Genomic DNA, 13,430 nt, shown 5'->3' on the forward strand with positions numbered 1-13,430 from the left:
GCGTGCTGGGTCCGGGTCGGCAGGGGTGCGCCGGGCCCGGGGCGGCAGGGCACGCCGGGCCGGGTCGGCAGGGCACGCCGGGCCCGGGTGGACGGGCCACGGCGGGCCCGGGGCGGTGGGGGCGGGCCGAGCCGGGGTGACGTCTATGCGCCGAGTCGGGTGACGGTGCGCAAGGCGGTGTTGCCCGGCCCTCTGGGGTGCGCGAGTGTGCTGTGTCATGGACCGTGACAGCAACACTGACTCGTTGTCTTCGTCTTCCACTCCTCTCCTCCCGGTCTCCCTGACACGCCGTCAACTCCTGGTCGTCGCAGGCGCCGCGGGCGTCGCCGCCACGAGTGCGGCGGGTGTCGTGGCCCCCGCGCCCGCCGCGGCCCGCCCCGCCGCCGGGGTGCCCCTGTCCTTCACCCGCGCCACCAACGGCTCGGCGACCCTCTCGCCCGCCGGTGACCGGCTGATCGCCGAGGTGCAGCACGTCCTGTGGTCCGCCCCGCGCACCGGCGGAGAGGCCGTGCGGCTCACCCCCGCCGGGCTCGAACCCAACCGGCCGGTGTACGCGCCGGACGGCGAGCACATCGCGTTCTGCGCCTACCGCGACGGCGGCTTCCACCTCTGGACCCTGCGGGCCGACGGCACCGACCTGCGCCGCCGCACCGACGGCCCGTGGGACGACCGGGGCCCGGCCTGGTCGCCCGACGGCACCAGGATCGCCTTCGCCTCCGAGCGGGGCGGCGACCCGGTGGCGGGCAGCGCGTACCGCATCCACGTCCTCGACCTGCGCACCGGGGAGCTGACCCGGGTCACCGGCGTGCCGGGCCAGGACGGCCCCCTCCAGGACGGCCGCTGGGAGGACTTCGACCCCGCGTGGACCCCGGACGGCGCCCGCATCCTCTTCGTCCGGGCCAAGGCCGTCACCGGCCCCACGGGCGTCACGCTCGAAGCGCGCACGATCGCGGCCGTACCCGCCCGGGGCACGGGCCCCGTGGCCGTCGAGCACACCGAGACCGCCAGCGCCCAGGTGATGACCCCGGCGCCGGACCCGGACGGCCGCCGCCTCGCCCATCTGCGGACCACGGCGGCCCCGAACGGCTCCTGCGTGCTCGTCGTCGACGGCAAGCCCGTCGACGTCAGCGGCGACATCGCGCCCGTGCCGCCGCGCTGGACGAAGGACGGCGAACTGCTCCTGACCGTGGACGGCCGCTTCACCCTCGTGCGCCCCGAGACCCCGGGCACCCCGCGGCCCCTCCCCTTCGAGGGCGTCCTGCCCGTGGACCGGCCCCGCTACCGGGTCAAGGAGTACGACCTGGGCGAGGACCGGGCGCGCCCGGTGCGGGGCATCCATCTGCCCGCGCTCTCCCCGGACGGCCGGCACATCGCGTTCGCGGCCCTGAACTCGCTGTGGCTCGCGGGCACGTCGGGCGGCAAGGCGCCGCGCCGACTGCGCCGGGCGAAGCCCACCGGCTATCTGCTCGGCCCGTCGTGGGCGCGCGACGGCCGCTCCCTGGTGTACGCCGACGACCGTGACGGACTGCTCGGCGTCTACCGCCACGACCTGGACAGCGGCGCCGAGACCACGCTCGCCACCGGCGGCCGGGTGCACCCGGCGCTCTCGCCCGACGGCAAGCGGCTGGCCTGCCTCGACATGACCGGGCGGCTCGTCGTGCGCGACCTCGGCGCGGGGACCGAGCGGATCCTCGCGGAGCCCCTGGGCGGCGGCGGGCTGCCCGGCCGCCCCAGCTGGTCGCCGGACGGCCGTCACCTCGCGTTCTGCGACCGCAACCGGCTCAACCTGCGCTTCCGCGAGGGCTACAACCTCATCCGCGTCGTCGACACCACCACCGGCACCGACCGCCTCCACCCCGTCGCGCCGCACACCTCCATCGCCGACCGCTACGACTCCGGGCCCGTCTGGTCACCGGACGGCCGCTGGCTCGCCGTGATCGTCGAGTCCGCCCTGTGTCTGCTGCCCGTCGCGGCCGACGGCACCCCGCGCGGCAGGCTCCGCACCCTCACCACCGAGCCCGCCGACCACCCCACCTGGTCCGGTGACTCCGCGACCCTGCTCTATCTGTCGGGCACCCGTCTGCGCCTGATCGGCGTCGACGGCGGGCGCGCCCGCACCGTCCGCGTGCCCCTCGACCAGCGCCGCCCCACCCCGCCCGACACCGTGGTGCACGCCGGGCGGCTGTGGGACGGCACCGGCGCCGCCGTGCGCGAGGACGTCGACATCGTCGTACGCCGGGGCCGCGTCGCCGAGGTCGCGCCGCACCGCGGCGCACGGCCGGCCCGGCGCAGGATCGACGCCTCCGACCGCACGGTGCTCCCCGGCCTGTGGGACACGCACACCCACCCCTGGCAGAGCACCTACGGCGGCCGCCAGACGGTGGGCCAGCTCACGTACGGCATCACCACCGCGGTGTCCCTCGGCGGCTTCGCCCACGAGCAGGCCCGCATCCGCGAGGCGGTGGCCACCGGCCAGCTCGCCGGTCCGCGCCTGCTGACCACGGGTGAGCTCCTCGACGGCGGCCGCGTCGCCTACAGCATGGGCCGCGCCCACCGCACCCGGGCCGGGCTCAGACGCTCCCTGGAGCGGGCCGAGCACCTCGACTGGGACTTCGTCAAGACATACGTACGGGCGCCGACCTGGGTCATGGAGGAGGCGGCGCGCTTCGCCCACGAGCGGCTCGGCGTGCGCAGCGGCAGCCACTTCCTGTCCCCGGGCATCCAGACGGGCCAGGATCTGACGACCCATCTCCAGGCCACCCAGCGGGCCGAGTTCGGGCACGCCATCACCGCGTCGGGCCGGGCCTACGACGACGTCACGGAGATCTACACCGCGCGCGGCGCCCGCTTCGCGCTCATCGCGACGCCGTTCACGTCCGTGCCGCTGATCGGCGCCGATCCCGCGCTGGCCGACGACCCCCGGGTCACGGCCGTCATGCCACCGTGGGACGTCGAGTCCGTCCGCAAGTCGGCCGCGGCGCCGCCGACGGCCGCCCAGCTCGCCACGCTGCGCACGGAGACCGACGTCTACCGGCGGATCCTCGCCGCGGGCGGCCTCGTGGCCCTCGGTACGGACCAGCCCCTCGTGCCCGTCGGCCTGGCCCTGCACATGGGCCTGCGCGCGCTGCACCAGGGCGGGCTCTCCCCGGCCGAGGCGCTGCGCACCGCGACGGTCCTGCCCGCCCGCGTGTTCGGCGTGGAGAAGGACCTCGGCACCGTCGAGCGGGACCGGATCGCCGATCTGACGATCGTCGACGGCGACCCGTTCACCGACTTCGCCACGCTGGTGCGCACGGTCGGGGTGCTGCGCGGCGGCACCCCGTACGAGACCGAGGACCTGGTGGGCGCCTTCGCGTCGGCGGCCCGGCGCACCCCGCGCGACACCGACTGGCTCGCCGTGGGCCGGCTCATGCGCAGGGACGGCTGCTGCGACCCGGGGGTGTGAGGCGGGGCGGCGGGCCCGGTCCGTACGGCCGGGCCCGCCGCCACCCCGGTCGCTGTTACAGACCTGTGTCAATTCCCCCTACAACGAACCTGGCTCGCGCGCTGTCTACCAGGGGGAATTCGCCATACGTACGAAGAAGGAGCGCGCAGCCGTGGGGGAGACAGTCAGACGAGGAGCCGTCGCACTGGGGATAGCCGGACTGGTGGCCCCGCTCGCGATCGCGATGGGGACCGGCACCGCACAGGCAGCGTCGTGCTCGACGCAGACCGGGCCGTACCAGAAGCAGGTCGAGAAGTTCCTCGGCCGCCCGGTCGACGGCAAGCAGTCGGCCGCCGACTGCCAGGCCGTCAAGGCCTTCCAGACCAAGCACCAGATCACCCCGAACGCGGGGTACGCGGGCGCCGTCACCTGGGGCGTGATGGACCTGATGAACAAGCAGAAGAAGGTGGGGAACAACCCGAACAAGGCGGGCAAGTGCCCGACCAACAAGGGCCGCATCGCCTGCGTCGACCTGACGCTCCAGCTCAGCTGGATCCAGGACGGCAAGCAGCTCAAGTACGGACCGGTCCCGGTGCGCACCGGCCGCAACGGCCACGAGACCCGCACCGGCCTGAAGAAGGTCTACTGGCGGGACATCGACCACGTGTCGAGCCTGTACCACGTGCCGATGCCGTACAGCCAGTTCTTCGACGGCGGCCAGGCCTTCCACTCGGTGGGCATCAGCGTCTGGGCCCCGCCGGGCTCGCACGGCTGCGTCAACATGACGAAGAAGGACGCCGTGAAGTACTGGAGCATGCTGCGCAAGGGCGACGAGGTGTTCGTCTACGGCCGCAAGCCGGGCACCTGACCGGTCCGGAAACCGCCGAGCGCCGCCGGGAGGGACTCCTCCCGGCGGCGCTCGTGTGTTCAGACGGAACGCAGGTACTGGTTCGGCACGTGCACGTCGGCGCCCAGCTCCCGGGCGGCCCGGCGGGCGAACGACGGGTCGCGCAGCAGCTCCCGGCCCAGCAGGACCGCGTCGGCCTCGCCGTTGGCGAGGACCTTCTCGGCCTGCGCGGCCTCGGTGATCAGACCGACGGCCGCTACGGGCAGCTCCGTCTCCGTCTTCACCCGGGTGGCGAAGGGGACCTGGTAGTTGGGCCCGGCGGGGATGCGCACGCCCGCGGCGTTGCCGCCGGTGGAGACGTCGAGGAGGTCCACGCCGTGCTCCTTGAGCAGCGGCGCGAGCCGGACGGTGTCGTCGGCGGTCCAGCCCGGCTCGCCCTCCGCCAGCCAGTCCGTGGCCGAGATGCGGAAGAACAGCGGCTTGTCCTCGGGCCACACCGCGCGCACGGCGTCGACGACCTCCAGGGCGAAGCGGGTGCGGCCCGCGAAGTCGCCGCCGTAGGAGTCGGTGCGCCGGTTGCTGTGCGGGGACAGGAACTCGCCGATCAGATAGCCGTGGGCGCCGTGGATCTCGGCGACGTCGAAGCCCGCGTCCAGGGCGCGCCGCGCCGCGTCCGCGAACTCGCCGACGACCCGCCGGATGCCGGCCGCCGTCAGCTCGGTGGGAACGGGGTGGCCCTCGGCGAAGGCCACCGCGCTCGGGCCCAGCGGCTGCCAGCCGCCCGCGTCCGGGGCGAGCGGCGCGCCGCCGCGCCAGGTGGCGTCCGTGGAGGCCTTGCGGCCCGCGTGCGCGAGCTGGATGCCGGGCACCGAGCCCTGGCCCCTGACGAAGTCGGTGATCCTGCGCAGCGCCGCGACCTGGGTGTCGTTCCAGATGCCGAGGTCCCAGGGGCTGATGCGGCCCTCGGCGCTGACGGCGGTGGCCTCGGTGAGGATCAGGCCGGTGCCGCCCGTGGCCCGCGCCGCGTAGTGGGCCAGGTGCCAGTCCGTGGCGACCCCCGCGTCGGGCCCGGTGGCCTCGGCGGAGTACTGGCACATCGGCGCCATCCAGACGCGGTTGGGGATGGTCAGGTTCCGCAGGGTGTAGGGCTCGAACAGCGCGCTCACGGCGTGCTCCCTTCGGGGGCGGCGAGTGGAACGGGGCAGGGGGCGCCACAGGCCGCTCCGGACGCCCCCTGCCGCTCGTACGATAGGCACCGTAGTACGGAACCTGTCAAACTACGATGCTCCTCGTACAATGGAAACGTTCCGTACACACACCGGTGCCGCGCACGCCCTCGTCCCAGTGGAGCCGCCATGACGACCGCCACCCCGAGCTCGCGCGTGCTCGCGCACCCGGCGCGTGACGAGATCCGCCTCGAAGGCGTGCTGCACGCCCTCTCCGACCCGCTGCGCCTGCTGGTCGTGTGCGAACTGGCCGGGGACGACGCCGGTCTCACCTGCTCGGACTTCGCGCTGCCGGTCACCAAGTCGACCAGCACGCACCACTTCCGCGTGCTGCGCGAGGCGGGCGTGATCCAGCAGATCTACCGCGGCACCGCCAAGCTCAACGCCCTGCGCCGCGCCGATCTGGACGCCCTGTTCCCCGGCCTGCTGGACAGCGTCCTGGCCGCGGCGGCCCGCCAGGCGGACCGACTGGCGGACGAGGTCTGACCCTCCTGGGGTCCTTCTGTGACCCGTCCGGGCCCCGGACGGGCCGGTCGGGGGCGAAGGCGAGGCCACGGGCCGGTCAGGGCCGCGGCTGCGGGTGTTCGCCGCCGCGGGCCGCCGCCTCGCGAAGGCCCGCCCAGTCCGGGATCTTCACCGGCCCGGCGCGCCCGAGCAGCCGCCCCCGCTGCGCCTCGGCCCGCTCGATCGCGAGCCACCCGGGCCACTCCACGGGATCGGCGCCCGCCGCCCGCAGCGCGGCGAGCGGCTCGTCCGGCACCGCCCGGCGCGCCAGGGCGGGCGCGTCGTCGAGCAGGGAGAGCGCCGTCTCCTTCGCGCACGGCCGGTTCGTGCCGATCACGCCCGTGGGCCCGCGCTTGATCCAGCCCGCGACGTACTCGCCCGGCGACACCGCGCCCTCGCGCAGCACCCGGCCCGCCGTGTGCGGCACCGTGCCGCCCGCCCCGTCGAACGGCAGCCCCTCGATCGGCACCCCGCGGTAGCCCACCGACCGCAGCACGAGCTGCGCCCCGATCTCCTCGTGCGTGCCGGAGCCGGTCACGCCGCCGTGCCCGTCCGGCAGCGTCCGCTCGAACCGCACGCCGCCCACCCGGCCCGCCGCCTCGGTCAGCGCCACCGGCCGCAGGAAGAACCGCAGCCGGATCCGGCGCGCGAGCCCGCGCTCGGGCCGCTCGGCCCAGCCGCGCAGGACCTCCACGTTGCGGCGGTTCGCCGCGGGCAGGTCCGAAGGGTCGGCGTAGGCGGGGTCGAGGGCCAGCTCCTCGGGGTCCACGAGCACCTCGGTGTCCGGGAGCGAGCCCAGCTCCCGCAGCTCCTTCGTGGTGAAGCGCGCCTGCGAAGGGCCGCGCCGCCCCACCATGTGGACCTCGCGCACCCGGCTGGCGGCGAGGACGCCGAGCGCCTCGTGCGGCATGTCGGTGGGCGCGAGCTCCGCGACGCCGCGCGCCAGCATCCGCGCCACGTCCACCGCGACGTTCCCGACGCCGATGACGACGGCCGCGTCCACGTCCCGCACGAAGCGGTCCTGCGGCCCCGAGCCGTTCACCGCCACGTCCGGGTGGGCGCTGTACCAGGACACGAACTCCGTCGCCGAGTGGCTGCCCGGCAGGTCCTCGCCCGGCACCCCGAGCCTGCGGTCGGTGGCGGCGCCCACGCAGTACACCACCGCGTGGTAGCAGTCGAGGAGCCGGGCCGGGGGCAGCGCGCCGGGGCCGATCTCCACGCCGCCGAGGAACCGCACGCGCTCGTGCTCCAGGATCGTGCGCAGCGTCTTCTGCAGGGACTTGATCTTCTCGTGGTCGGGCGCCACGCCGTAGCGCACCAGGCCGTACGGGCACGGGAGCCGGTCGAGCACGTCGACCCGTACGCCAGGCACCCGGTCCTGCTGGACCAGGCTCTGCGCGGTGTAGACCCCACTCGGACCCGATCCCACGACGGCGACGTGCACGGCGGAGCTCCTTCCGCGAGGTGTCCCCGGGACGCCCTGATGCCTGTCCTGCTTCAGCATCGCACCGGTGTGCCCAAAGGGGGAGGGGACGAACGGGTCGCGGGACCCGTGGCGCGGGCCGCTTCAGGGGCGCCCGCCGGACGCGTCCGCGCGTGCCGCTGACAGGGTGCCCTGTCGCCCGCCGCGTGCGTGCCGCCCTGGCGGAGTGTGACTGTAGGGCTACCGTGCGGCTGTGCTGGAAAGCTCATTTTTCGACGAGAGTGATCATTACCCACGGACGGCCGAAGGGCCGGGGTGGTCCGGCGCGGATCCGCTGGAGGAGTGGCCCCCGGCCCCGCAGGAGCCGCTGGACCCCGCGGCGTACGACGAGGCGCCGCGCTGGGCGGCGGACCCCTCGGCCGCCACGCTCCAGCTGTTCACGAGCGCGGACGGCCACCTGGACGTCCGCAGGCCGGGCGGCGGGCCCGCGTCCCTGCTGCACGTGCGCCTCGACCTCGACGGCGCCCACGTCGACGTGCTCGCCGCCGTCTGCGAGGGCCGCGTCGCCATCGAGGACCTGCGGGCGGAGCCCCCGCTGCCGCTGCCCGAGCTCGTCGCCCTCGCCGACCGCATCGAGGGCCCGCTGGCGGACGTCTGCCGGGGCGTCACCCAGCAGTACGGTCCGGCCGACACCTCCTGTCGCGGCGCCCTCGGGGGCGAGGCGGCGGCTGCCGCGCGCCCGGCCCGGCCCTCCGGGCAGCGCGGCGACACCGTCCGCCAGACCGCCGTCGAGGCGTACCGCACGGCGCGTGACGAGGGCCGTGACCCGGTGCTCGCGGTGATGTGCGCGACGGGGCACAGCCGCCGCAAGTCCCTGCGCCTCATCGCGGGGGCGCGTGACGCGGGCCATCTGTCGCCCCGGCACCGCCGCCGCTAGCCGCGGTGGCCGGGGGGGCTCAGCTCATCCCGCGCATCCGGTTGATCTCGGCCGTCTGCTGCGCCACGACGTCGTTGGCCATCTCCTCGACCAGGAGGTTGTTGCCCTCCGAGAGCGCGTCCGTGGCCATGGTGACGGCCCCCGAGTGATGCGTGATCATCAGCTTCAGGAACAGCTCGTCGAAGGCCTCGCCCCTGGCCGCCCGCAACTGCTCGAGCTGTGCGGGCGTGGCCATCCCCGGCATCCCCGCGTGGTCGTGGTGCGCGCCGTGCCCGCGCTTCCGAGCCTTCTTGCCCTGGCTCTTCAGCCACCGCTCCATGGCGCCGATCTCCGGCTTCTGGGCGGCCGTGATGCGGTCGGCGAGCCGCTTCACCCGCGTCGACTTCGCCCGCTTCGGCACGAGCCGGGTCATCTCCAGGGCCTGGGCGTGGTGCGGGATCATCTTCTCGACGTAGTCGAAGTCCGCCGAGTTCGGGCTGTCGTCGTCGGTTCTCTGCTTCGCGGCCTCCTCGGCCGAGAGCGTCGCCGCCTTCTCCCCGGGCTTGCCCGGAGCGATCACCGAAGGGCCGGTCGAGGAGCCGGACTTGGCCTTCGCGTCCGCGTCCGACGCGGAGTCGCAGGCGCCGAGCGCGAGGGCGGCGGCCGCGACGAGCGCGGTCACGGCGGAGGCGCGGACAACGGACGTACGGGCGGCGGGCGTACGGCGGTGGGGCACGGCAACCTCCTGGGACGCGCGGGGTAGTTGGGTCCGTCCTAGCACGCCGATGAGCGTCAGTGATCGGATGCGTTCATTACGGCCGTGTTTCCATCTGTTGATTTGTACATGAGGAGCACGATACTGCGGGTGTCCGTGCACCGTTCGCCTTCGAACGGCCACAAGGGAGGAAGCAGTGACTCTGCTGAACGAACCCCGAACCCGGCGCAGACGCCTGGGAGTAACCACGGCGGCCGCCGGGCTCCTCGCCGCGCTGCTCACCGCCGTCCCCGCGGCGGCGACGCCCGACCCCGGCGACACCCCCGCGGCACCGAAGAAGGTGTCGAAGTCGGATGCCGCCGACACCCGGCGGGCCATACGGGACGGGAAGATCCCCGCGCCCGACGAGATAGTCCACTCCGACAACATCGAGCACCTGGGCAACATCCCCAAGGACGCGCTGCCGGGCACCAACTCCGACCTCGCCTTCCAGGGGAAGTACGCCTTCGCCGGGAACTACGACGGCTTCCGCATCTTCGACATCAGCAACCCGAAGAAGCCCGAGACCGTCGCGCAGGTGCTCTGCCCGGGATCCCAGAACGACGTCTCGGTCTCCGGCGACCTGCTGTTCCTGTCGACCGACTCCTCGCGCAGCGACAGCTCCTGCGCCAGCACCACGCAGCCCGCCACGGAGAAGTCCTCCTGGGAGGGCATGAAGGTGTTCGACATCAGCGACAAGCGCAACCCGCGCTACGTCGCCGCCGTCGAGACCGCCTGTGGTTCGCACACCCACACGCTGGTGCCCGAGCGCCGCAACGTCTACATCTACGTCTCCTCGTACGCGCCGAGCGCGGCGTTCCCCGACTGCCAGCCGCCGCACGACGGCATCTCCGTGATCAAGGTGCCGCGCAAGGCGCCGCAGAAGGCGGCGGTCGTCGGCTTCCCCGTGCTGTTCCCGGGCGAGGGCCCGGACGGCGGCGGGAACCCGGGTTCGCCCACCAACCCGGGCGTCTCCAAGACCACCGGCTGCCACGACATCACCGTGCTGCCCTCGGAGGACCTCGCCGCGGGCGCCTGCATGGGTGACGGGATCCTGTTCTCCATCGAGGACCCCGAACGTCCGAAGGTCATCGACCGCGTCCAGGACAACGTGAACTTCGCGTTCTGGCACTCGGCGACCTTCAACCAGGACGCCGACAAGGTCGTGTTCACCGACGAGCTCGGCGGGGGCGGCGGCGCCACCTGCAACGCCGAGATCGGCCCGAACCGCGGCGCCGACGGCATCTACGAGATCAAGGGCCGGGGCGACAAGCGCCAGCTCGTCTTCAAGAGCTACTACAAGATCCCGCGCTACCAGGCGGACACCGAGAACTGCGTGGCCCACAACGGCTCGCTGATCCCGGTCAAGGGCAGGGACCTCATGGTGCAGGCCTGGTACCAGGGCGGCGTCTCCGTGTGGGACTTCACCAATTCGGCCAAGCCCAAGGAGATCGCCTACTTCGAGCGCGGCCCGCTCTCCGCGGACCAGCTCGTCGGCGGCGGCTCGTGGTCGGCGTACTACTACAACGGCCACATCTACTCGAACGACATGGTCAAGGGCTTCGACGTGCTGAAGCTCAACGACAAGCGCACGGACCCGGCCAAGCGCGTGCGGCTGCGCGAGCTCAACGTGCAGACGCAGCCGGAGTACTTCAACGGGCACTGAGCCCCTGCTCCGGTGAGGTCTAGAACGTCCCGTCGGGCGGTTCGTCGCCCGGCGGGACGCCGAGCTTCCAGTCGAGTCCGTAGCGCTGGAACAGCTCCGCGCGCAGCCGCTCGTAGGGCATCGGCGCGCCCGGGATGAGCAGCGCGAACACCGCGCCCATCAGCAGGGCGCGCAGCATCGGGTAGTCCGTCTCCACGTCCGGCGAGCCGTGCCGGACCATGGTGTCGCGCAGCAGGAACGCCAGCCGCTGCTGCTCGGGGCACTGCACGAACCCGTCGGCCTGGAGGATCCCCGCCATGTGCGTGCGCATCAGGACCGGCCGGTCCCGGGCGAGGCCGAGGATCGCGTCGACGGCGCGGGCCAGGAGCTCGTCCCCGTCCTCGGTGCGCGGCTCGCGCTCCAGGCCCTCCTGGAGGGTGAGGTGCATCAGACGGTGCACGGCCGACTGCAGGAGCTGGCGCTTTCCCGGGAAGTAGTACGACACGAGGCCGCGTGCGGAGCCGGCGCGGTCGGCGATGTCCGCGAGCGTCGTCGCCTCGTAGCCGCGCTCGCCCACCAGGTCCACCGTGGCTTGCAGAAGCCGCTCGCGGGAACGCCGTCGCAACTCTTCATTGACCGATGGGCTACGCGGGGACATCCTGTAACTCCTGCGTTGACTGGCTCACAGCCAATATACTCAGGACGTCCCGGACCGGGCCGACATGGGCCGGGGCTGCTCGGGGCAGGCAACACCGCGGGGGAGTGTTGCCTGCCTCCAGGCATGTCCGGAGTGCGGCCGACGCGGCCGCCCCATTGCTCCGCATGTCTACTACATCCCCCCTGTTGTCCCCCGTCACCCCGTTCTCCCCGTTCTTCCCTTCTCTCCTCGCCGATCCGGCTTTGTCTCCTTACAGTGGGGCCGGGGGTCTGAGGAGGCGTGTGGACATGGACCAACAGCAGATTCTGGCGCGGATCACGGAGATGGTCGACGCCGAGAAGACCCTCCGCGAATCGCTGGCTTCCGGAGCGATCGACGAGGCCACGGAGCGGGCCCGCCTGGGCGATCTGGAGCGGGAGCTCGACCAGTGCTGGGACCTGCTGCGCAGACGGCGGGCCAAGGAGGAGTTCGGCGGCGACCCGGACGCGGTCCGGGCGCGCCCCGTCGCGCAGGTCGAGAACTACGAGTCGTAGGCGCGTCCCGCGGGCACGGCGGTCAGCCCGCGCCGCCCACCAGGGTCAGGACCGTGCGCAGCGCGTCGGGGCGCTGGAGCACCGGCAGATGGGCCACGAAGTGCACGGCGCAGCCGAGGGCGGCCGCGCCGCCGTCCGCACGGCGGTCGTCGCCGACCATCAGCGTGTCCGCGGGGGCGACGGCCAGCGCGTCGCAGCCGTGCGCGAAGAGGCGCGGGTCGGGCTTCTGGACGCCGTGCTCGTACGACAGCACGTACGCGTCCACGTACGGGTCGAGGCCGTGCGTGCGGAAGACGGGGCGCGGATCCCAGCCGATGTTGCTCACGACCCCGACGCGCACCCCGCGCGCCCGCAGGCCGCGCAGGACGTCGAGGGCGTCGGGGTAGGCCTGCCAGGCCTCCGGCGCCATGTGCCGGTCGTAGAGGGCGTCGTACAGGCCCGGATCGGGCAGCGGCACGGTCCGGGCGAGGCCGGTGTACGCGGCGCGGTGCAGCTCCGCGCTCTCGTCGCGGCGCGCGACCAGGCCGGCGAGGTGCCCGGGCGCCTTCGGGGTCGGCGCGCCGCCGGGCAGCGCGCCCGCGCGGTCGAGCGCCGCCGCGAGCCGCGCCTCCTCGTCCGGCGGCAGGGCGAGCCCGCGCGCGGTGAGCGCGGCCCGCAGCCAGGACGCGGTGGACTCGACGCGGAACAGCGTCCCGGAGAAGTCGAACAGCACGCCCTTGATCGCCATGCCGCGATCCTCCGGGACCTCCCGGCGCGGGGTCAAGCACCGCCCGACGCGCCCCACGGGATCGCGGTCACCGACGGCTGTGCGCCCGTCCCGTCGCCGCCGGGGGCCGTACGGGCGGTGCGTAGCGGTCGTACAGGGCGATCGCCGCGGCGACGACCAGGGCGCCGATCAGCCAGCCCGCCACGACGTCCGAGGCCCAGTGGACCCCCAGCCACACACGGGTGAGGCCGACGCCGACGACGGACACCACCGCCACGGCGACGGCGGTGCGCCACACGCGGGGGCCCACGGCGCGGCGGCGGAGCAGCCACAGGAGCAGCCCGCACACGACGGTGGCGGTCAGTGCGTGCCCGGACGGGAAGGCCGCGTAGCGCGCGGAGTCCACCGGGTCCGGCCAGACCGGACGCTCCCGGCCGACCGCCGCCTTCATGGCCTGTTGCAGCAGCGTGCCCACCAGGCAGGTCGCCGCGAGCCACAGGGCGAGCCACCACGCCCGCTGCGCGGCGAGCCACAGCACGACGGCCGTGCACAGGGCGCGCATCGTCCACGGGTCCCACACCCAGTCCGTGAGGACGCGGGCGGCGTGGGTGAGGTCCCGGTGGGCCACCGCCCAGCGGTGCGTGGTCCGCGCGATGTCGCCGTCCAGCGTGAGCAGCGGCTGCCACTCGGCGGAGACCAGGACGAGCAGCAGCAGCGAGGGGAGCGCGAGCAGCGCCGCCACGCGGGCGGCGCGGGACGGCGGGGGAGGCGGGGGAGGCGCGGAGTCCATGTCC

General features: G+C 73.9%; 12 protein-coding genes. 6 read left to right on the plus strand and 6 right to left on the minus strand.

Annotation, left to right across the window (positions count from 1 at the left end; genetic code table 11):
- Positions 1–244: 244 nt before the first annotated feature.
- Positions 245–3,445, plus strand: a complete 3,201-nt coding sequence (locus C9F11_RS37155; RefSeq protein WP_249402044.1) for an amidohydrolase family protein — start codon at positions 245–247, stop codon at positions 3,443–3,445.
- Positions 3,446–3,596: 151 nt separating this feature from the next.
- Positions 3,597–4,292, plus strand: coding sequence for a L,D-transpeptidase (locus C9F11_RS37160; protein WP_138964043.1), 696 nt, complete (start codon positions 3,597–3,599; stop codon positions 4,290–4,292).
- A 59-nt stretch (positions 4,293–4,351) separates the two neighbouring features.
- Here C9F11_RS37160 and C9F11_RS37165 read toward each other — a convergent pair whose 3' ends face one another.
- Positions 4,352–5,437 (minus strand): NADH:flavin oxidoreductase/NADH oxidase, encoded by a 1,086-nt coding sequence (locus tag C9F11_RS37165; RefSeq protein WP_138964045.1) that lies wholly within the window; start codon positions 5,435–5,437, stop codon positions 4,352–4,354.
- Positions 5,438–5,626: 189 nt separating this feature from the next.
- Between C9F11_RS37165 and C9F11_RS37170 the strand changes: the two genes are divergently transcribed.
- Complete coding sequence (locus C9F11_RS37170) at positions 5,627–5,983, plus strand: helix-turn-helix transcriptional regulator (RefSeq protein WP_138964047.1); 357 nt, start codon at positions 5,627–5,629, stop codon at positions 5,981–5,983.
- A gap of 76 nt (positions 5,984–6,059) precedes the next feature.
- On the opposite strand, the gene C9F11_RS37175 is transcribed toward C9F11_RS37170, so the two are convergent.
- Positions 6,060–7,505 (minus strand): FAD-dependent oxidoreductase, encoded by a 1,446-nt coding sequence (locus C9F11_RS37175; protein ID WP_138964049.1) that lies wholly within the window; start codon positions 7,503–7,505, stop codon positions 6,060–6,062.
- A 172-nt stretch (positions 7,506–7,677) separates the two neighbouring features.
- Here C9F11_RS37175 and C9F11_RS37180 point away from each other — a divergent pair, with 172 nt between their 5' ends.
- Positions 7,678–8,361 (plus strand): DUF6214 family protein, encoded by a 684-nt coding sequence (locus C9F11_RS37180; protein WP_346347420.1) that lies wholly within the window; start codon positions 7,678–7,680, stop codon positions 8,359–8,361.
- A 19-nt stretch (positions 8,362–8,380) separates the two neighbouring features.
- Here C9F11_RS37180 and C9F11_RS37185 read toward each other — a convergent pair whose 3' ends face one another.
- On the minus strand, positions 8,381–9,076 hold the full coding sequence (locus tag C9F11_RS37185) for a DUF305 domain-containing protein (RefSeq protein ID WP_138964051.1): 696 nt from the start codon (positions 9,074–9,076) through the stop codon (positions 8,381–8,383).
- 175 nt (positions 9,077–9,251) lie between these two features.
- Between C9F11_RS37185 and C9F11_RS37190 the strand changes: the two genes are divergently transcribed.
- Positions 9,252–10,760 carry a hypothetical protein gene (locus C9F11_RS37190; protein ID WP_138964053.1) on the plus strand — a complete coding sequence of 503 codons (1,509 nt, stop codon included), beginning with the start codon at positions 9,252–9,254 and terminating at the stop codon, positions 10,758–10,760.
- 19 nt (positions 10,761–10,779) lie between these two features.
- Here the strand turns inward: C9F11_RS37190 and C9F11_RS37195 are convergent, their stop codons facing one another.
- Positions 10,780–11,397, minus strand: a complete 618-nt coding sequence (locus C9F11_RS37195; protein ID WP_138964055.1) for a TetR/AcrR family transcriptional regulator — start codon at positions 11,395–11,397, stop codon at positions 10,780–10,782.
- A 287-nt stretch (positions 11,398–11,684) separates the two neighbouring features.
- On the opposite strand from C9F11_RS37195, the gene C9F11_RS37200 reads away from it, so the two are divergent.
- On the plus strand, positions 11,685–11,930 hold the full coding sequence (locus C9F11_RS37200) for a DUF2630 family protein (RefSeq protein ID WP_138964057.1): 246 nt from the start codon (positions 11,685–11,687) through the stop codon (positions 11,928–11,930).
- Positions 11,931–11,952: 22 nt separating this feature from the next.
- Here C9F11_RS37200 and C9F11_RS37205 read toward each other — a convergent pair whose 3' ends face one another.
- Both C9F11_RS37205 and C9F11_RS37210 read right to left on the minus strand, forming a co-directional pair.
- On the minus strand, positions 11,953–12,657 hold the full coding sequence (locus C9F11_RS37205) for an HAD family hydrolase (protein ID WP_138964059.1): 705 nt from the start codon (positions 12,655–12,657) through the stop codon (positions 11,953–11,955).
- A gap of 67 nt (positions 12,658–12,724) precedes the next feature.
- Positions 12,725–13,426: a phosphatase PAP2 family protein gene (locus tag C9F11_RS37210; protein ID WP_138964061.1), complete on the minus strand. Its 702-nt coding sequence runs from the start codon at positions 13,424–13,426 to the stop codon at positions 12,725–12,727.
- Positions 13,427–13,430: the final 4 nt, after the last annotated feature.

It is taken from the genome of Streptomyces sp. YIM 121038 (assembly GCF_006088715.1).
Lineage (GTDB): Bacteria > Actinomycetota > Actinomycetes > Streptomycetales > Streptomycetaceae > Streptomyces.

Coding starts and splice junctions, on each gene's coding strand:
- C9F11_RS37170 (WP_138964047.1), top strand. CDS start 5,627: ATGACGACCGCCACCCCGAGCTCGCGCGTGCTCGCGCACCCGGCGCGT.
- C9F11_RS37200 (WP_138964057.1), top strand. CDS start 11,685: ATGGACCAACAGCAGATTCTGGCGCGGATCACGGAGATGGTCGACGCC.
- C9F11_RS37195 (WP_138964055.1), bottom strand. CDS start 11,397: ATGTCCCCGCGTAGCCCATCGGTCAATGAAGAGTTGCGACGGCGTTCC.
- C9F11_RS37175 (WP_138964049.1), bottom strand. CDS start 7,505: ATGCTGAAGCAGGACAGGCATCAGGGCGTCCCGGGGACACCTCGCGGA.
- C9F11_RS37205 (WP_138964059.1), bottom strand. CDS start 12,657: ATGGCGATCAAGGGCGTGCTGTTCGACTTCTCCGGGACGCTGTTCCGC.
- C9F11_RS37210 (WP_138964061.1), bottom strand. CDS start 13,426: ATGGACTCCGCGCCTCCCCCGCCTCCCCCGCCGTCCCGCGCCGCCCGC.